This window comes from Aquimarina sp. 2-A2 (assembly GCF_045505135.1).
Classification (GTDB): domain Bacteria; phylum Bacteroidota; class Bacteroidia; order Flavobacteriales; family Flavobacteriaceae; genus Aquimarina; species Aquimarina intermedia.
On the sequence record NZ_JBJKFI010000002.1, the window covers coordinates 448,949 to 467,151 of the forward strand.

Here is an 18,203-nt window from a genome sequence, read left to right on the forward strand (position 1 = left end):
TATATATAAATTTAATTTAAATTTTTCCGTAATATTTTCTTAGAAACCATTCTATCGAGAGACTGGAAACCATGATAAGTAACAAATATTTCCAATCGATTAAAGATACGATATTTTCTTTGCTCTTTTGTATCGGCTGATAACGAGGATCCGTTAAAAGGTCGTTCTGTAAGCTTTCAAATCCTGTGGCAGTGTATAGTTTTCCATCTGTATTCTCGGCCAATGCTTGTAACTTTGAAAAATCAGCATTTAAAAACTGTTTTTCAACATCATATTCTAAAATCTTAAAAATTCCTGATTTACGTAAGCTTTCACCCTTTACAGTCACTGTGTACTGGTAGGTACCCGGACTCAGACTACTCAGATCTACTTGATACGCATTTTTAGAAAGAATCATCGGGAACGTAAGCTCTTGACCTGTTTCTTCCTTTTTGAGATTAATAGCTAAACTAGCTCTATCATCAAATTCGTAATTTTTTGTAAAATATTCTGCATTAATAACTATCTGAGCATTGCTATAGTAAAATGATTCTGCAAAAATCATTAAGCGACTTCTTTTTTGAGAAGAAGAAAGGTACTGTATCAGATTGCTGAAGAAATCATCAAACGTTTCAAAGCTTTTATCATTTTTGAACGAATACATTCTCCATTTCCAAAGTCCTTCTCCTAAAAGAATAGTTTCTCGAGAATTTTGTTCTTCAATGGTTGCTAATAATGGCGAAGATTTAGGAACTGAACCAATTACCTTGTACAATAATGCATCATACTTCGCATTTATCTTCAATTCTCCAAATCTACCTAATAAAGGAGGGTAGTTATCAAATCCTATGTCTTCACTTAAAAAAGTTCTGTAGTCACTATTAAACTCAGGTATAAAATACTCCGTTTGTCTAGAATAGTCATGCTTGTAACGTGATTGAACAGCATTCAAAAAATTCCAGTCGGTATGACGTCCTGCAATAGTAAATCGATTAGTTTTTGTATCATCGAGTAACTGAAAAACTTTTTTAAACTGAGAAGTAGGTTGAAACAGAATCACCATTGCATAACCATCCAAATTGCTCACTTGACCAGGTTTCTTTATCGTGACACTACTTCGCTCATTGCTTTCAACACTTTTTTTAATAGCTCCCAGATCAGGATGAATAATATCGCTTACCACTAAGATATTTGTCTTTTGATCTATAACTTCTACTGCAAAAATCTTTTGATTATTAATTGTATTTTTTTCCTTATTTAACGGAAGTATGGTTGCAGAATAGGTAGTGACTCCCACCTTATTTGCTGAAAGATTAAAGGGAATTCGTATCGACTTGTTTTGTTTGCTAAAGTTGACTTTCTTACTTTTTAAAACACGATCCTTAGATCTGATTTCCAAAGTTGTACTCACGGGAGTATCCCCATTATAGGTTACCAAAACTTCTACCGGAAAATCATTCTTGAGATAAGCATATCGATTAACATTGAGCTGCTTAATACGAACGTCTTCAATCTTTGAGGAATCACCTAATATTATGGGAAATACTTGCTGTTTATAATTCGCGTTGGGATAATGATACGCATTCCCAAAGGTTTGATTACCATCGGTCAAAAGTATTATGGGTGCCCTGCTATTACGATATACCTGATTAAGTTCGGTAAGCGCATGATCTATATTAGATTGGTTACCTGAGAAATTCAGAAGTAAACTATCATGAAGACTGTTTGAAAAGTTAAAATGAGATATTTCAAAACGTTGACGTAACGCCGAACTTTCTTTGAATCGTTGTAAGGTTTCTTTTGCCAGCTCCTGATACCCCAAATTCTCTATGGACGAAGAGTTGTCTGCAACCACTAACAACGTAGGACGCACAGTGTAGAAAGTTCGACCTTTTATACTGGGATTTATTAAAAGAATTAAAATAGAAAAAATAGTTATAAAACGCAAAAATGCAAAGAACACGGTCAATCGTGTTCTTTGCTTTGACTTATAGATATACTGAAACATCGCAACAAAAATTGCAATTATGAATGCGACTACAATTAATAATATAGTTTCTGTTTGCATATCAAGAAGCAGTACATAAAAAATCTTTGTTACACGCTTCGCTACGTATTATAATTAGTGTTAATAATCTTAGGTAAGCATTCCTCCGTCGACATTAAGAACTTGTCCTGTAACATACGCACTTAAATCACTGGCCAAAAATAAACAGGCATTTGCGATATCTTCTGGAGTTCCTCCTCTTTTTAATGGAATGGCATTTCTCCATCCTTCGACAACTTTCTCATCGAGCTTTCCTGTCATTTCAGTTTCAATAAATCCTGGAGCGACCACATTACTTCTAATGTTACGTGATCCAAGTTCTAAGGCCACCGATTTTGAAAACCCTATAATTCCCGCTTTTGAGGCTGCGTAGTTTGCCTGACCGGCATTTCCTTTTACTCCCACCACAGAACTCATGTTAATTATACTCCCCTTTCGCTGCTTCAACATGGTTTTTTGAACAGCTTTAGTCATATTAAAAACACTCTTTAGATTTACTTCGATTACTTTATCAAAATCCTCTTCGCTCATACGCATCAAAAGATTATCCTTAGTAATTCCAGCATTATTGATTAGAATATCGATACTGTCGAAGTTTTCCAGAACATTTTTAATTAATTCTTGAGCTTCTTCAAAATTAGCTGCATTGCTCTGATAGCCTTTAGCTTTTACTCCTAAATCAGTCAGTTCCTTTTCTAACTCATTTGCAGCTTCTACAGAGGAGCTATATGTAAATACTACGTTTGCACCGTTTTGTGCAAAAATTCTTGCTATTCCTTTACCTATCCCACGGCTTGCACCTGTGATTATAGCTGTTTTACCTTGTAAGAGATTCATGTGCTCTATGTTTTGGCGTTGTTAATTTATGTTTATCAAATATAAGAATTACCAGTTCTCTACCAATAATAAACCCTGTGATTTCTCACAGGGTTTATGTATTTTAAATCTTAGCAAATATTATCCTAATACCTCTGCTACTTTTTTACCAATTTCTGCTGGAGAATCAACTACATGGATCCCACATTCTCGCATAATAGCTTTTTTTGCAGCGGCAGTATCTTCACTACCACCTACAATAGCACCAGCATGTCCCATAGTCCTTCCGGCAGGTGCAGTTTCACCAGCGATAAATCCTACGACAGGTTTCTTCGTACCGCTATCTTTGATCCATTGTGCAGCTTCAGCTTCTAACTGCCCCCCAATTTCTCCAATCATAACAACACATTCAGTCTCCGGATCGTTGATAAGCAATTCTACAGCTTCTTTAGTTGTTGTTCCGATAATTGGATCACCACCAATACCAATAGCTGTAGTAATACCTAATCCCTGCTTCACAACCTGATCAGCTGCTTCATACGTAAGCGTTCCTGATTTTGAAACAATACCAACGTTTCCTTTTTTAAAGACAAAACCTGGCATAATACCCACTTTCGCTTCACCCGGAGTAATAACACCCGGACAGTTTGGTCCTATCAAACGACAACCTTTATCCTTAATATATTCTGCAGCTTTAATCATATCCGCAACAGGAATACCTTCAGTAATAGTAATGATCACTTTTATACCTGCGTCGGCTGCTTCCATAATTGCATCGGCTGCAAAAGCAGGTGGTACAAAAATAATAGTGGTATCTGCCCCAGCTTCCTCTACCGCTTCCTTAACGGTATTAAATACTGGACGATCAAGATGTTTTTGACCACCTTTTCCAGGGGTTACACCTCCAACTACATTTGTGCCGTATTCAATCATTTGACCGGCGTGAAACGTACCTTCGCTTCCCGTAAATCCTTGAACAATAATTTTTGAATCTTTATTTACTAAAACACTCATTGCGTTATGATTTTTGTTTTTATTTGAAGTTCCCAAAAGTAAGCTTTTGAAAACGATAGTTAAAATGAAAATTTAATTATTTTGAAAGAAATGACCTCATACTTTCAGGTGTATTGTCTCCTTGTTGACTTATTTGATATCCTCGATACAATTTCATATCCTTAAGTTCCCATATCGCTATAAAATGCGCTATCGCTTCTTCTTTATCAGGTTGCTCAATTATATTCGCAAAATACGTATATCGTATAGTAACAGAATTTCCTTCGGAAAGCAAATGGCTAATTTCACATCTAAAATTCTCAAACGATGCCGACATTTCTTTGAACATTGTTTGTATACCTTTGAAATCCTTTTTATTAAAACCAAAACTACTATTCCAGTATAATTCAATTTCTGGATGTAGAAACTCTGATAACGAGTCAAAATTGCGAATCAAATCTGTTTCGTAAAATGATTTTACGATTTCCTTCTCTGTTTTACTCATCTTTCTTCAATTTTTCCATAATTTCTGGTATCATTCTAATAGCAGCAATCTCTTTATATTTTTTTCTAAAATCGTCTGCCGGAGTTCCAAAATAACTCTTATGTCCCTCTAGAGACTTACTGATCCCGGACTGCGCAGAGATAATAGCTTTATGACCAATGGTTATACCGCTAGTAACACCAACTTGACCCCATATTGTCACTTCATCTTCAATAATAACACAGCCTGCAATACCTACCTGTGATGCTATTAAACATTTTTTTCCTATAACCGTATCATGACCAATGTGTACCTGATTATCAATTTTGGTACCTGCTCCAATGGTAGTATCACCACTAACACCTCGGTCTATCGTACAAAGTGAACCAATATCTACATGATCATCCACACGTATACTCCCGCCTGATTTGAGTTTATCAAATCCAGAGGGTCTGTTTTTGTAATAAAATGCATCTGATCCTAAGACGCTACCGGCATGAATAGTTACGTGGTCTCCAATACGCACATTATCGTAAAGTGTCACATTTGCATGAATCATACAGTTGGTACCAATACGCACATTATTACCAATAAAAGCACCAGGCTGTACTATCGTATTTTCTCCAATAATTGCGCTTTTCGCCACCAAAGCTGAAGCCTTTTCAAAAGGTTTAAAATATTGCGTTAGCTTATTAAAATCTCTAAATGGATCATCCGAAATTAGTAGTGCTTTGCCTACAGGACATGTCACCTTTTTATTGATCAAAATGATGGTTGCTGCACTCTCTAAAGCTTTATCATAATATTTAGGATGATCCACAAATACTATGTCACCCTCGGTCACCACGTGAATTTCATTCATTCCTAAGACAGGAAAATCGGCATCACCTACATATTCACAAGATAGTAGCATCGAGATTTGCTGTAGTGTATGCGCCTGAGAGAATTTCATATGAGCGAATTATTCTTTAATTCTTTCTTTGTAAGAGCCTTTTTCGGTTTCTACGCGAATCTTATCCCCTTCATTGATAAAAAGCGGCACCATAACTTCTGCACCAGTCTCTACTACAGCAGGTTTTGTAGCATTGGTAGCCGTATTACCTTTAACTCCAGGCTCTGTACTTGCTACTTCCAGAATTACACTTGCCGGCATATCTACAGATAAAGGCATTTGATCTTCAGAATTAATAATCACGGTTACTACTTCTCCCTCTTTCAAAAGGTCAGGAGCATCCAACGTAGACTTTTGCAGAGTAATTTGATTGTAATCCTCTGTATTCATAAAGTGATACGTATCTCCCTCTGCATATAAAAACTGAAATTTGTGTGTTTCAACGCGTACATCATCAATTTTATGTCCAGCAGAAAATGTATTATCTATTACTTTTCCAGACGTAACACTTTTGAGCTTAGTCCTTACAAAGGCAGGACCTTTTCCCGGCTTCACATGTAAAAACTCTATTACTTTATAAATATCATGATTATATTTGATACATAATCCATTTCTTATATCACTTGTACTTGCCATGTTGCTTGTCTTCTAAATTATAATTTTGTCTATTACTTAGTTCGAAAAATAACCTTTCATTATTCCTCTTTGAGAATTCTTAATAAATTCTAATACCTCATCACGTTCTGGTGTAGCTTCCATCTCTGCTTCAATTATTGCTACCGCTTGCGTATTATTATAGTTACGTTGATATAAAATTCGGTATATGTTCTGAATTTCTCTAATTTTTTCGGTTGAAAATCCTCTGCGTCGTAAACCTATACTGTTGATTCCAACATACGACAAGGGCTCTCTACCTGCTTTTACGTATGGTGGCACATCCTTACGAACTAAAGAACCACCGGTTACAAATGCATGATTTCCTATACTACAAAACTGCTGAACGGCAGCCATGCCTGCTAACACCACATCGTTGCCTACATTAATATGTCCGGCAAGGGTACTGTTATTGGAGAAAATACAGTTATCTCCAATGATACAATCATGTGCAATATGACAATAAGCCATAATCCAACAATTCTTACCGATTTTAGTTTTCATTCTATCAGTAGTTCCTCTGTTGATAGTCACACACTCTCTAATGGTTGTATTATCGCCAATTTCGGTTACTGTATCTTCATCATTGAATTTTTTATCCTGTGGAATAGCGGAAATTACAGCTCCAGGAAAAATACTACAATTCTTCCCGATACGTGCACCTTCCATAATGGTTACATTAGAGCCGATCCAAGTTCCTTCTCCAATGACTACGTTGCCATGAATAGTTGTAAATGGCTCGATAACAACATTCTTTGCTATTTTTGCTCCGGGATGAACATATGCTAAAGGTTGATTCATTTATTTGTTATTTGGATTTTACGATTTGCGCCATCAATTCTGCTTCGGTTACAAGTTTATCATTTGCATACGCAAATGCTTGCATATGACAAATACCTCTTCGTATTGGCGTAATCAATTCTAATTTAAATATTAAAGTATCTCCTGGTAAAACTTGTTGTTTAAACTTCACCTTATCAATTTTCATAAAGTAAGTGAGATAATTTTCTGGATCAGGTACAGTACTCAACGCTAATATACCACCTGTTTGAGCCATCGCTTCAACTTGTAGAACTCCTGGCATCACAGGTGCTCCCGGAAAATGACCTACAAAAAACGGTTCGTTCATTGTAACATTCTTTAGTCCGACAACATGCTTATCTGACATTTCAAGAATTCTGTCTATCAATAAAAATGGAGGTCTGTGCGGAAGCATTTCCATAATTTTATTAATATTCATCAAAGGCTCCTTAGTAAGATCGAAATGCGGCACTTTATTACGCTTTTCAATTTTAATAATTTTAGCCATTTTTTTTGCAAACTGAGTATTGACATAATGCCCAGGTTTGTTTGCGATTATTTTTCCGCGAATACGGGTTCCTATCAGTGCCAGATCACCTATTACATCGAGTAATTTATGACGTGCTGCTTCATTAGGATAATGTAAAGTCAAGTTATCAAGAATACCATTTGGTTTGATAGCTATAGAATCTTTGCCGAAAGCTACCTTTAGCTTTTCCATCGTATCCGGTTTCAATTCTTTATCTACATACACGATAGCATTGTTAAGATCCCCACCTTTAATTAACCCATGTTCTAATAACATTTCCAATTCGTGAAGAAAACTGAAAGTTCTTGCATCAGCTATCTCAGTTTTAAATTCTGACAGATGTTTCAGCGAAGCATTTTGGGTTCCAAGTACCTTTGTTCCAAAATCTACCATCGTAGTAATCTGATACTCATCTGATGGCATAACGATTATTTCGCTTCCAGACTCCTCATCCGTATAAGAAATAACGTCTTTTACTATATATTCATCACGAGGTGCTTCAAGCTCTACAATACCGGCTTTTTCAAGAGCTTCGATAAAATATTTACTGGATCCATCCATTATTGGAGGTTCAGATGCATTGAGCTCTATCAACAAGTTATCGATCTCAAGCCCTACGCATGCTGCCAATACATGCTCTGAGGTTTGTATACTTACTCCGTTTTTTTCAAGGTTAGTCCCTCGTTGCGTGTTCACCACATAATTGGCATCGGCTTCTATAATCGGGCTCCCCTCAAGGTCGACACGACAAAAAGCATAGCCGTGATTAGCTGGTGCTGGTTTAAAGGTTAGTTTAACTTCTTTACCGGTATGAAGACCCACTCCTGTAAGCTCCACTTCCTTTTCTATAGTTCTTTGTTTACTTACAACGGCATTACTCATTGCTATCTGTCTTTTTCTCTAGTTCGTAAATTCTATCAACAATCTTTGGCAAATTTTTAAAATGTACATAGGATTTATTAAAATCCCCATATGCCAACGCCGGTGAACCTTGTATTACTTCACCTTCTTTTATATTTCTACCAATTCCTGATTGCGCTTGTATTCTAACATTATCTCCAATAGTAAGATGACCGGCAATTCCCACTTGTCCACCAATAAGACAAAATTTGCCAATTTTAGTAGATCCGGCAATTCCGGTTTGAGCAGCTATTGCGGTATGCTCTCCTATTTCAACATTATGCGCTATTTGAATTTGATTATCCATTTTAACCCCTCTACGTATAATTGTAGATCCTAATGTTGCTCTATCAATCGAAGTTCCTGCTCCAACATCTACATTATCTTCTATGATAACATTTCCTGTTTGAGGGACTTTACTATACTCCCCTTTCTCATTAGGCACAAAACCAAAGCCATCAGCACCAATAACAACCCCGCTATGAATCACACAGTTAGCACCTATTTTTGTCTCAGAATATATTTTGGCTCCTGCAAAAACAACTACATTATCTCCTAAAGTAACATTATCTCCAATGTACACATTTGGATAGATCTTTGCGTTTTTGCCAATTACAACATTCTCTCCCAAATATGCAAAAGCACCTAAATAAATATTCTCTCCATACTTGGCAGTTCCAGAAATAAAGACCGGTTGTTCTACACCGACCTTATTCATCTTTACCATATTATAATACTCCAAAAGTTGCGAGAAAGCCTTATAAGCATCCTCTACCCGTATAAGAGTTGTAGAAATCTCAGACTCTGCTTCAAAATTTTTATCTACAATTGTTATGGATGCATCTGTAGAATAAATGTATTGGGTATATTTTGGATTGGACAAAAAAGTCAACGACCCCTTTGTACCTTCTTCAATTTTGGCAAGTTTGGATACCTCTACAGTTTCATCGCCTTCGATTTCACCGTTTAGAATTCCTGCAATTTGTGTTGCTGTAAAAATCATTCTAGCAAAAGTATAAAAAATGTGTTAATTCTGACCTTTTGGGTAACATATAAAATATTTGTCCACCGGTTTTGATAGTGCCTTTAGATTAAATTGATCCGTAGCCTTCACTATATCAACTATTTTACCTGTTTTTAACAAAATATTAATATTCTGTTTATTTTGATCGTATGCTTGATTTGAAATTTTTCCGGTAAAGACAAAATATTGTGCTTCTTTTTCAGATATCCCAAACTTTTGCTCAATATTGATAGTTAATTTCTCAATTTTCTCTGATTTAAACGGTTTTTTCTTAATTTTTATTTTTAACAGATCGCGATTTAGCAACATAGACGATAACTTTGACAACACAAAATCATCGCAAGTGGTCCATGCTTTCATTGCTGCTACGATATCATAATCGTCTAACTTTGCAAATAAGCTCAACACCTCACTCGTAAAATTTTCTTCTTTTATTGTGTGTTGCAGGAAAAAAGTTAGTGCATTACTAGCCGGCAAGGTACAACCTTCTTCAACTAACTCGTTGGCCCGCTTAAGTACCCTGATCAATAAATTTTCTGCTACCAGACTGGTTTTGTGCAAATATACCTGCCAGTACATTAATCTTCGAGAAAGCAGAAATTTTTCAACAGAATAAATACCTTTTTCCTCAACCACGAGCTCATCCTCGACAACCGTCAGCATGGTGATTATACGTTCACTATTAATATTCCCTTCGGAAACACCTGTATAAAAACTATCTCGCTTTAAATAATCCAAGCGATCCATATCTAATTGACCCGAGATTAGCTGATGCAAAAAGTTACGATGATATTCTCCCTTAAAAATTCGGATTGCCAACGTTAAACTCCCGTTAAATTCTGAATTAATTTCTTCCATGAATTTGAGAGAAATAGCCTCATGACTGATACCATTTACGATGCTATGCTCCATTGCATGAGAGAATGGACCATGTCCAATATCATGTAATAAAATTGCGATATACAATGCTTGTTCCTCTTCGTCAGAAATAGCAACTCCTTTAAAACGAAGTACTCGCACTGCTTTTTGCATTAGAAACATACATCCTAAGGCATGATGCAATCTTGTATGATGTGCCCCGGGATACACAAGATAGGATAGTCCCATTTGTGAAATCCTTCGTAATCTTTGAAAAAACTTATGCTCTATTAAATCAAAAATTAGTTCATTTGGGAGCGTAATAAATCCGTAAATTGGATCGTTTAATATTTTAAGCTTATTTCTCTTCTTCAAATTCCATATCTTTTGTGGATGACAAATATACTGATTAGCTTCAAAGTAACGAGCTATACATGAGGTTTGTATTTTAGGATTGAGAAAAGAAGAATGAGAGCTATTTAAATAAAAAAAGACACACAATGAATACAATTAAAATACTTTGGGTAGATGATGAAATTGACTTGTTAAAACCACATATCCTTTTTTTGGAGAAAAAGAACTATGAAGTTACCAAATGTCAAAGTGGAACCGAAGCACTCGAAATCTTAGATGACAACCAGTTTGACATTGTCTTTTTGGATGAGAACATGCCTGGCCTTTCAGGTATAGAAACCCTCGCCGAGATTAAAGAAAAAAACGATAGCTTGCCTGTGGTAATGATTACCAAAAGTGAGGAAGAATACATTATGGAAGAGGCGATTGGAAGCAAAATTGCAGATTATCTTATTAAGCCTGTTAATCCTAATCAAATTCTGTTAAGTCTCAAAAAGAACTTGGACCATTCCCGGCTAATTTCAGAAAAAACCACTTCTAACTACCAACAGGAGTTTAGAAAAATTGCGATGGATATGGCCATGGTCAATAGCTATGAAGGATGGGCAGAACTATATCAACGACTACTCTATTGGGAATTGCAACTAGAAAACATTGAGGACACCGGCATGTTTGAGATCTTAGAGTCTCAAAAAACGGAAGCCAATTCTCAGTTCTGCAAATTTGTCGATAAAAATTATCGAGAATGGTTTGATGGTAGTGACCCAGCTCCTATAATGTCTCATACGCTGTTCAAAGAAAAAGTAGTCCCTGAGCTAAGTAAGGAGCAGCCTACTTTATTGATAGTAATTGATAATTTACGGTTTGATCAATGGAAATCCTTTGAGCCTATAGTGAACAACTATTATAAAAAAGAACAAGAAAGCTCTTACTATAGCATATTACCTACAGCCACTCAATATGCTCGAAACGCCATATTCTCTGGACTTATGCCATCAGATATGGAAAAGCTACACCCTGACTTATGGCTCAATGATACGGATGAGGGAGGAAAAAACATGAATGAGAATGAATTTTTAGAACGTCAGCTAAAAAGATTAGGCCTCACTATCAAACACGAGTATTATAAAATTACAAACGAGAAATCTGGAAGGACGCTAGCCGAAAATTTTAAAGGATTAAAGGATAACGATCTTACCGTAGTTGTTTACAACTTTGTGGATATGCTCTCGCACAGTAAAACCGAACTTGAGGTCATCAAAGAACTAGCTTCTAACGATAAATCATATAGGTCCCTAACTCAAAGTTGGTTCAAAAACTCTCCGCTTTTGGAAATGATTCAACAAGCTCAGCAACTTGGATTTAAATTATTAATAACCACTGATCACGGAACAATAAATGTAAAGAATCCATCCAAAGTGATCGGAGATAAAAATACTAGTCTAAATTTACGATACAAAACAGGAAAGAGCCTAACCTATGAAGATAAAGAAGTGCTAGCAGCTACGGACCCAAAAAAAATACATTTACCTGCCATTAATATGAGTAGCTCATTTATTTTTGCAAAAGGAGATTATTTTTTCGCATATCCAAACAACTATAATCACTATGTAGGTTACTACAGAAACACCTATCAACATGGGGGAGTTTCACTAGAAGAAATGATTATTCCTTTTGTAGTTCTTAAACCGAGATAAGTAACTAGTTAATGTAATCGTATATGACATTTGAATATACCTTAGATACTATTGAAGAAGTAGCACATCAAATTTTAAACAATGCATCTTCAAAAATTTTCTTGTTCCATGCACCTATGGGTGCGGGTAAAACAACATTAATTAAGGAATTATGTAAACAGCTTGGTGTCAAAGACACTATCTCTAGCCCAACCTATTCTCTCGTAAATGAATATCACGGAACGCAGGGCAAAATTTTTCATTTTGATTTATATCGTCTTGAGAATACACATGAAATTTTAGATTCCGGCTTAGATGACTATCTATATGAGGATGCTTTTGTTTTTATTGAGTGGCCGGAAAAAATGCAAGAGTTTTTACCAGATCATTACCACAATTTGAGGGTAGAAATACAAAAAAACGGACTTAGAGTACTAAAAATTAGTTAAGATAAAGTTAAAAATAATACGATATCAAAATTTAACGAATATATGTTTTTTCCTACGTGATAAAACTTATATCTTTAAAAACCCTTTTTACTTGTATTCTAACGAAAGAAAACATTATTTTAACAGAACTTCCTGTTAAAATTAACGTTTTTTAGTAGAAAAATATACTTCTAAAACGGGTGCAAAGATACTCAAAAATTCTCAAAGCTTGATAATTTCATTTCTTATACGTTTGTGTAATAATTTTTAAAACCTAAGAGATGAAGATTACAACAATTATTTTTAGTTTATTTTTTGCTGCTAGCACCTATACATTTTACACTATAGGTGATCGTATTGACAATCCCAACCCCTCACAAAATGATTCCAACCAGCAAAGAACCATCCAATCAGTTGAGAAATCAAAAATCAAGATACCTACTAACGGGTAGTATCGCGGTCATTCTCATCTCGTTTACTCCATACATTTTCTATCTGTACCAAAGTTTGCCGGATGGAGATGTATGGGAAACGTTTTTATTTACCTACAAAAGTCCGTACTATCAAAATGTAGGTGTTTTTGGCTGGATGATTATGGGTAAGTTTATACCCATAATCCTTTTACTTATCTGGTTTTTTACATGCAGACATTGGTGGTATCTTGTAATCCTCATTCCCCTTAGCATGTACATTTTACAACTTATTTCTGTAATAAGGGACGATATATCAAATGTTGATGAGGTTGAAATATTTTATATTGCTCCCTTTATCATTATAATATTAGCATTGCTATATGCTATTCGAGTTAAAGTCTTCGACAAAATTCATAATATTGACATTAGTGAAATGGATTCCTTATTGCCTCGTGACCGGAAGCGCTGGTGGAATAAATTCCGATAAAAAATTTTATAAAAAAAGTTTTACTACCTATCTACCAATAATCTCTGCAATGATATTTGCTTTATTTCCTTTTTTATTCTTAATTTGAAGCATACAACATCACACAAATGAGCAGACCCACATCCCCTTTCACTCGAGAACAGCTGATTCCACAGGAAGAAATGATCGAGGTAGAGCGAAAACAAGGTAAATTATTTATCGGAATTCCCAAGGAAACACACTATCAAGAGAAAAGAGTCTGTCTTACTCCAGATGCAGTCGCCGCATTGACAGCACATGGCCATCGTGTACTTATCGAAGCAAACGCAGGATTAAGTGCCAGCTTTACTGATAAGGAATACAGTGAAGCCGGTGCCGAAATAACCAATGACAAAAGTAAAGTTTTTGGATGTCCTATCGTATTGAAGGTAGAACCACCATCCTCTGAAGAACTTAAACATTTTAATCCTCAAACAGTACTTATATCGGCCTTACAACTTAAGACACAGTGCAAAGAATATTTTCAAGAACTGGCAAAAAAGAGAATAACCGCTATAGGATTTGAGTTTATTAGAGATGCTGACGGAGCATATCCGGCTGTGAGAGCGCTAAGCGAAATTGCAGGAACGGCTGCCGTACTCATCGCTTCAGAATTGATGAGTAGTGCCATAAAAGGAAGTGGACTCATGATGGGTAATATTAGTGGTGTTCCTCCTGTAGAGGTTGTTATTATTGGAGCAGGTACCGTTGGCGAATTTGCAGCTCGTTCTGCAATTGGTCTCGGAGCTAATGTTAAGGTTTTTGATAACTCAATAACAAAATTACGTTGTGTGCAGACGCATATTGGTCGCCCATTATACACCTCGACTATACAACCAAAAAATTTAATGAAAGCCTTACGTCGTTGTGATGTCGTAATTGGTGCCGTGCGAGGTAAAAACCGCTCTCCTATTATTGTTACCGAAGAAATGGTAGAACGCATGAAAACCGGAGCAGTTGTCATTGATGTGAGTATAGACATGGGTGGATGCTTTGAAACCAGCGAGGTCACTTCACATGATCATCCAACCTTTGAAAAACATGGTGTAACCCACTATTGTGTACCGAACATTCCTTCTCGGTATGCTAAAACATCTTCGCTCTCCATTAGTAACATTTTTACCCCGTATTTACTACAAATTGGTGATGCAGGAGGCATCGAAAACGCAGTGAGATTTGACAGGGGACTCAAAAACGGATTATATTTTTATCATGGAATTTTAACCAGCAAACCCGTTGCCGAATGGTTTGATCTCTCTTACAGAGATATTAATTTACTAATATTGTAATAAGATCCAATACTAAATTTTAATAAAAGATCGCCTTGTTAATTCTTTAGCACCTTAAAAACTTTCCCTACTTTTGACCTCAATTATTTATTTTGAAAAATGAAGTTAGTCCATCGAATTGGGTATTATTTAGGGGGTTTTACTATTGGTTTGATTTTGTTAGCCTTTTTTTTGGGAGGCAAACGTACTTCTTGTGATTATAGTCCAAATGCCCGAGTGCTCAAAAATATAAGAATCAAAGAGCGTGTTTTTTCTCAAGAAGCTATAAAACAAATGCAGGTGATGCGCCTTGATACTTCAGATATTTCGACCATTTTGGCCGAGGGAAATGTGGATTTTTCGTCAAGTATTACAAAACTTGATTCCTGTAATATTTATAACATACAAGGAGAAACAAAAGCGCAAGAAATCGTTATAAAAGTAAAAAATTGCGATAGCATTGCTACGATACAGAACGTATCTAAATAAAACCAGCTTACTTGTTTTTATTTTTTAAGATCCAAGTTATACTTTACAAGTAATCCCGGTAATCCATCTGTTGTAAACTTTGCTTTAGTCAACACATTATTTTCGGGGTCAATAATGTAATTGCGAGCTGTTGTAAAATCAGTTTTTTTTGCAACGGTATTCTCAAAAATTGAATTTTTTAAATCACAAGCGTCAAAAACTACTTGAGAGATATTGGCATTTGTAAAAACACTCCCGAGTAAGCTACAGTCCTTAAAAACTGTAGTTTTAATGCTAAAATTTGAAAAATTAGAATAATCCAACTGACAGGACTCAAAAGTTGCTGAGAATAAAAACGAATTGCATTTATCAAATGAAAATCCCAACATCTTACATTCGTTAAAAGAAGCATCTTGAAACGAGGTTTGTTTTAGCTGAACTGAAGTAAAATTACATGTCACAAATTCACAGCTTAAAAATGAAACTCCGGCAAAATCGGCTTCAGTAAAATTACAATTCTTGAAGACACAGGAATCGTATTCTTTGCTTTCTAATTTTGAAGCAGAATAATCTTTATTTTCAAACAATTGATCTATAATCAAAATACCTTCTTTTTACAATTTTCTTCTTTTCCTTTCTTGAGACAGCAAGTTTAGTTCTCTACTGGTTTGACCTGCAACCGATGTATTCTCTTCTGCTCTACGTATTAAATATGGCATTACATCACGCACAGGGCCAAATGGAAGGTACTTTGCCACATTATAACCTTCGTTAGCCAAATTAAAGCTAATATGATCACTCATCCCGTAAAGTTGTCCTAACCACACTTTTGGATCATTTTTATCTATTCCCAAATTTTCCATAATACTCAAAGCCAGGTAACTACTTCTTTCATTGTGTGTTCCTATGAAAACCGCTATGTCCTCATTGTGTTCCAATATGTATTGCAACGCTAAATTGAAGTTTGTATCTGTCGCTTCTTTACTCTCGCAAATTGGAGATGGATATCCTTTTTCTTCGGCACGTTCAATTTCTTTTTCCATATATGCCCCGCGCACAATCTTCATCCCTATTTTAAATCCATAAGCTTTTGACTCTTCATGTAACTTCAATAAGTATTCAAAACGATCGTGGCGATATAATTGCAAGGTGTTATATACAATAGCTTTTTCTTTATTAAATTTTCGCATCATCACCCCTACAAGCTCATCTGCAGCATCTTGCATCCAACTTTCCTCTCCATCAATCAGCAGTGCGATATCGCAATCGTATGCTTTCTGACAAACTTTTTCAAATCGAGCAACGATCCTCTCCCACTCTTGCTCTTCCTTTTCGGTTAATGCCGTACCTTCTGTCTTTTTTTGCCAAATCAAAAACCTTCCAAATCCTGTAGGTTTAAATACAGCAAAGGGAACGGCATCCTTTTCATCTGCAAAATCAATAATTTTGAGAATCTTATCTAAGGTAGCATCAAAATGCTTTTCTTCTTCTTTTCCTTCTACAGAATAATCCAATACCGATGCCACTCCTTTTTCATACATACTATCGATAACGTTCACACAATCTTCTTCATTAACGCCTCCGCAAAAATGATCAAAAACAGTTGCTCTAATCAACCCTTTTACAGGCAAGTGTGCCTTCAATGCAAAATTTGTCATGGCTGTTCCAATACGCACCAAAGGTTCGTTAGCGATCATCTTGAATAAAAAGTAAGCTCGCTCAAGTTCTGAATCACTTTTTAGTGCAAAAGCAACTTTGGTATTCTCAAAAAGTGTAGTGATATTCTTCATTACAATAGAAAATTCTAAAAATAAATAGTAATTTTTTATGAATAACCAAATTAAAACACTTTTTATAAATGGTTATTATAATTCGTGCAAATATATTCTAAATCAAAATAATTATTATTATTTCTCCTTAATTTCGTTACATAAATAATTCTTTTTATGACACCCATAGTTTCCAAAGATTCCGTCGTCTATTTTAACACTTCAGGATACGATGCAATCAATCAATATCTAAACAAAAACAAGCCTTCCAAAATTTTTATATTAGTTGATAGTAATACGCAGGAATTCTGCTTGGCAACCTTTTTAACCTTTCTACAAACAGAACTATCAATTGAGGTTATCGAAATTGAAGCTGGTGAAATCAATAAAACGATTGATACCTGCACGGGTGTTTGGAACGCTTTGTCTGAATTGGGTGCTGACCGAAAGAGTTTACTAATCAATCTTGGAGGTGGGGTTGTTACAGATTTGGGCGGTTTTGTTGCCTGCACGTACAAAAGAGGAATCCCTTACATTAATGTACCTACCACGCTACTTGCTATGGTGGATGCCTCTGTAGGTGGCAAAACCGGTGTGGATTTAGGCAATCTAAAGAATATGGTAGGTGTTATCAGTGAGTCAGAAATGGTAGTGATAGATAGCAACTATTTACAAACACTTCCTGCAAATCAAATGCGTAGCGGGTTGGCAGAAATGTTGAAGCATGGTCTTATACAGGATCTAAGCTATTGGCAAAAGCTGTCGGATTTATCGCAACTCTCTTCTAATGATCTAGAGAATCTAATATACGAGTCTGTCGTGATTAAAAACAACATAGTAATCCAAGATCCTACCGAACAAGGTATTCGTAAATATCTAAACTACGGGCATACCTTAGGCCATGCGATTGAATCTTTTTATCTTACACATCCTCAAAAAGAAACGCTGTTACATGGAGAAGCTATTGCCATAGGTATGATTATGGAGGCATATTTATCTACAAAATGCTTAACCTTATCCTCCACCGCTCTGGAAGAGATTTCAAAAATTATACTTACAACCTTCCCTAAAATATCCATAGATTCATCTGATTATGATGCTATCCTTTCTTTATTAATTCATGATAAAAAAAATGAAAACGATACCGTTTATTTCGTGCTTTTAGAAGCTATTGGAAAAGCAGCTTTTAACTGCACGGTGGATGAAGCGTTACTTAAAGAAGCTTTTGAGTATTACAAAAATTTGAAACACGCTTAACCATGCTAAAACTAATTATAACACCGCTTTAACACAACACAAACTTCGGGTATTTTACAATAACACAACAAATACCTACATTTGCAAT

Annotated in this window: 18 protein-coding genes; 6 read left to right on the forward strand and 12 right to left on the reverse strand. The window is 35.6% G+C overall.

Annotation, left to right across the window (positions count from 1 at the left end):
- Positions 1-16 precede the first annotated feature (16 nt).
- The 10 genes from ACJRPK_RS07415 to ACJRPK_RS07460 form a co-directional block, all read right to left on the reverse strand.
- The gene (locus tag ACJRPK_RS07415; protein WP_407139296.1) at positions 17-2,047 is read right to left on the reverse strand and encodes a VWA domain-containing protein; all 2,031 of its coding nucleotides are present in this window, start codon (positions 2,045-2,047) and stop codon (positions 17-19) included.
- Between the two features lie 69 nt (positions 2,048-2,116).
- Complete coding sequence (fabG, locus tag ACJRPK_RS07420) at positions 2,117-2,863, reverse strand: 3-oxoacyl-[acyl-carrier-protein] reductase (RefSeq protein WP_407139297.1); 747 nt, start codon at positions 2,861-2,863, stop codon at positions 2,117-2,119.
- Between the two features lie 120 nt (positions 2,864-2,983).
- Positions 2,984-3,856 (reverse strand): succinate--CoA ligase subunit alpha, encoded by an 873-nt coding sequence (sucD, locus tag ACJRPK_RS07425; protein ID WP_148782047.1) that lies wholly within the window; start codon positions 3,854-3,856, stop codon positions 2,984-2,986.
- Between the two features lie 76 nt (positions 3,857-3,932).
- Positions 3,933-4,340 (reverse strand): nuclear transport factor 2 family protein, encoded by a 408-nt coding sequence (locus ACJRPK_RS07430; protein ID WP_148782046.1) that lies wholly within the window; start codon positions 4,338-4,340, stop codon positions 3,933-3,935.
- Positions 4,333-5,271, reverse strand: coding sequence for a UDP-3-O-(3-hydroxymyristoyl)glucosamine N-acyltransferase (locus tag ACJRPK_RS07435; RefSeq protein WP_407139299.1), 939 nt, complete (start codon positions 5,269-5,271; stop codon positions 4,333-4,335). Before ACJRPK_RS07435 ends, ACJRPK_RS07430 begins: the two co-directional genes overlap by 8 nt.
- Positions 5,272-5,280: 9 nt before the next feature.
- A complete protein-coding gene (gene efp, locus ACJRPK_RS07440) occupies positions 5,281-5,847 on the reverse strand; it encodes an elongation factor P (protein ID WP_148782044.1) in 567 nt (188 codons plus the stop codon).
- A gap of 36 nt (positions 5,848-5,883) precedes the next feature.
- Positions 5,884-6,666, reverse strand: a complete 783-nt coding sequence (gene lpxA / locus ACJRPK_RS07445) for an acyl-ACP--UDP-N-acetylglucosamine O-acyltransferase (RefSeq protein ID WP_148782043.1) — start codon at positions 6,664-6,666, stop codon at positions 5,884-5,886.
- A 7-nt stretch (positions 6,667-6,673) separates the two neighbouring features.
- Entirely contained in the window at positions 6,674-8,077 is a 1,404-nt protein-coding gene (locus tag ACJRPK_RS07450; RefSeq protein WP_407139300.1) for a bifunctional UDP-3-O-[3-hydroxymyristoyl] N-acetylglucosamine deacetylase/3-hydroxyacyl-ACP dehydratase, read from the reverse strand.
- Positions 8,070-9,098, reverse strand: a complete 1,029-nt coding sequence (gene lpxD / locus ACJRPK_RS07455) for a UDP-3-O-(3-hydroxymyristoyl)glucosamine N-acyltransferase (protein ID WP_407139301.1) — start codon at positions 9,096-9,098, stop codon at positions 8,070-8,072. The genes ACJRPK_RS07450 and lpxD overlap by 8 nt, the downstream gene beginning before the upstream one ends.
- 24 nt (positions 9,099-9,122) lie before the next feature.
- Complete coding sequence (locus ACJRPK_RS07460) at positions 9,123-10,352, reverse strand: HD domain-containing protein (protein ID WP_407139302.1); 1,230 nt, start codon at positions 10,350-10,352, stop codon at positions 9,123-9,125.
- A gap of 125 nt (positions 10,353-10,477) precedes the next feature.
- Between ACJRPK_RS07460 and ACJRPK_RS07465 the strand changes: the two genes are divergently transcribed.
- From ACJRPK_RS07465 to ACJRPK_RS07485, 5 genes are all read left to right on the forward strand, one after another.
- Positions 10,478-12,028, forward strand: coding sequence for a PglZ domain-containing protein (locus tag ACJRPK_RS07465; protein WP_407139303.1), 1,551 nt, complete (start codon positions 10,478-10,480; stop codon positions 12,026-12,028).
- A 23-nt stretch (positions 12,029-12,051) separates the two neighbouring features.
- Positions 12,052-12,456, forward strand: a complete 405-nt coding sequence (gene tsaE / locus ACJRPK_RS07470) for a tRNA (adenosine(37)-N6)-threonylcarbamoyltransferase complex ATPase subunit type 1 TsaE (protein WP_407139304.1) — start codon at positions 12,052-12,054, stop codon at positions 12,454-12,456.
- 360 nt (positions 12,457-12,816) lie between these two features.
- The gene (locus ACJRPK_RS07475; RefSeq protein ID WP_148782037.1) at positions 12,817-13,335 is read left to right on the forward strand and encodes a hypothetical protein; all 519 of its coding nucleotides are present in this window, start codon (positions 12,817-12,819) and stop codon (positions 13,333-13,335) included.
- Positions 13,336-13,442: 107 nt separating this feature from the next.
- Positions 13,443-14,642, forward strand: coding sequence for an alanine dehydrogenase (locus ACJRPK_RS07480; protein ID WP_407139305.1), 1,200 nt, complete (start codon positions 13,443-13,445; stop codon positions 14,640-14,642).
- A 99-nt stretch (positions 14,643-14,741) separates the two neighbouring features.
- The gene (locus tag ACJRPK_RS07485; protein WP_407139307.1) at positions 14,742-15,110 is read left to right on the forward strand and encodes a hypothetical protein; all 369 of its coding nucleotides are present in this window, start codon (positions 14,742-14,744) and stop codon (positions 15,108-15,110) included.
- Positions 15,111-15,127: 17 nt separating this feature from the next.
- Here ACJRPK_RS07485 and ACJRPK_RS07490 read toward each other — a convergent pair whose 3' ends face one another.
- Positions 15,128-15,691, reverse strand: a complete 564-nt coding sequence (locus ACJRPK_RS07490; RefSeq protein ID WP_407139308.1) for a pentapeptide repeat-containing protein — start codon at positions 15,689-15,691, stop codon at positions 15,128-15,130.
- 12 nt (positions 15,692-15,703) lie between these two features.
- The gene (locus ACJRPK_RS07495; protein ID WP_407139309.1) at positions 15,704-16,879 is read right to left on the reverse strand and encodes a proline dehydrogenase family protein; all 1,176 of its coding nucleotides are present in this window, start codon (positions 16,877-16,879) and stop codon (positions 15,704-15,706) included.
- 156 nt (positions 16,880-17,035) lie between these two features.
- Here ACJRPK_RS07495 and aroB point away from each other — a divergent pair, with 156 nt between their 5' ends.
- Positions 17,036-18,115 carry a 3-dehydroquinate synthase gene (gene aroB / locus ACJRPK_RS07500; protein WP_407139310.1) on the forward strand — a complete coding sequence of 360 codons (1,080 nt, stop codon included), beginning with the start codon at positions 17,036-17,038 and terminating at the stop codon, positions 18,113-18,115.
- The last annotated feature ends 88 nt before the right edge of the window (positions 18,116-18,203 follow it).

Bases quoted from the DNA above. Each gene is read 5' to 3' on its own strand.
- ACJRPK_RS07415 (WP_407139296.1), bottom strand. From the start codon at position 2,047: ATGCAAACAGAAACTATATTATTAATTGTAGTCGCATTCATAATTGCA.
- fabG (WP_407139297.1), bottom strand. From the start codon at position 2,863: ATGAATCTCTTACAAGGTAAAACAGCTATAATCACAGGTGCAAGCCGT.
- sucD (WP_148782047.1), bottom strand. From the start codon at position 3,856: ATGAGTGTTTTAGTAAATAAAGATTCAAAAATTATTGTTCAAGGATTT.
- ACJRPK_RS07430 (WP_148782046.1), bottom strand. From the start codon at position 4,340: ATGAGTAAAACAGAGAAGGAAATCGTAAAATCATTTTACGAAACAGAT.
- ACJRPK_RS07435 (WP_407139299.1), bottom strand. From the start codon at position 5,271: ATGAAATTCTCTCAGGCGCATACACTACAGCAAATCTCGATGCTACTA.
- efp (WP_148782044.1), bottom strand. From the start codon at position 5,847: ATGGCAAGTACAAGTGATATAAGAAATGGATTATGTATCAAATATAAT.
- lpxA (WP_148782043.1), bottom strand. From the start codon at position 6,666: ATGAATCAACCTTTAGCATATGTTCATCCCGGAGCAAAAATAGCAAAG.
- ACJRPK_RS07450 (WP_407139300.1), bottom strand. From the start codon at position 8,077: ATGAGTAATGCCGTTGTAAGTAAACAAAGAACTATAGAAAAGGAAGTG.
- lpxD (WP_407139301.1), bottom strand. From the start codon at position 9,098: ATGATTTTTACAGCAACACAAATTGCAGGAATTCTAAACGGTGAAATC.
- ACJRPK_RS07465 (WP_407139303.1), top strand. From the start codon at position 10,478: ATGAATACAATTAAAATACTTTGGGTAGATGATGAAATTGACTTGTTA.
- tsaE (WP_407139304.1), top strand. From the start codon at position 12,052: ATGACATTTGAATATACCTTAGATACTATTGAAGAAGTAGCACATCAA.
- ACJRPK_RS07475 (WP_148782037.1), top strand. From the start codon at position 12,817: ATGATTCCAACCAGCAAAGAACCATCCAATCAGTTGAGAAATCAAAAA.
- ACJRPK_RS07480 (WP_407139305.1), top strand. From the start codon at position 13,443: ATGAGCAGACCCACATCCCCTTTCACTCGAGAACAGCTGATTCCACAG.
- ACJRPK_RS07485 (WP_407139307.1), top strand. From the start codon at position 14,742: ATGAAGTTAGTCCATCGAATTGGGTATTATTTAGGGGGTTTTACTATT.
- ACJRPK_RS07495 (WP_407139309.1), bottom strand. From the start codon at position 16,879: ATGAAGAATATCACTACACTTTTTGAGAATACCAAAGTTGCTTTTGCA.
- aroB (WP_407139310.1), top strand. From the start codon at position 17,036: ATGACACCCATAGTTTCCAAAGATTCCGTCGTCTATTTTAACACTTCA.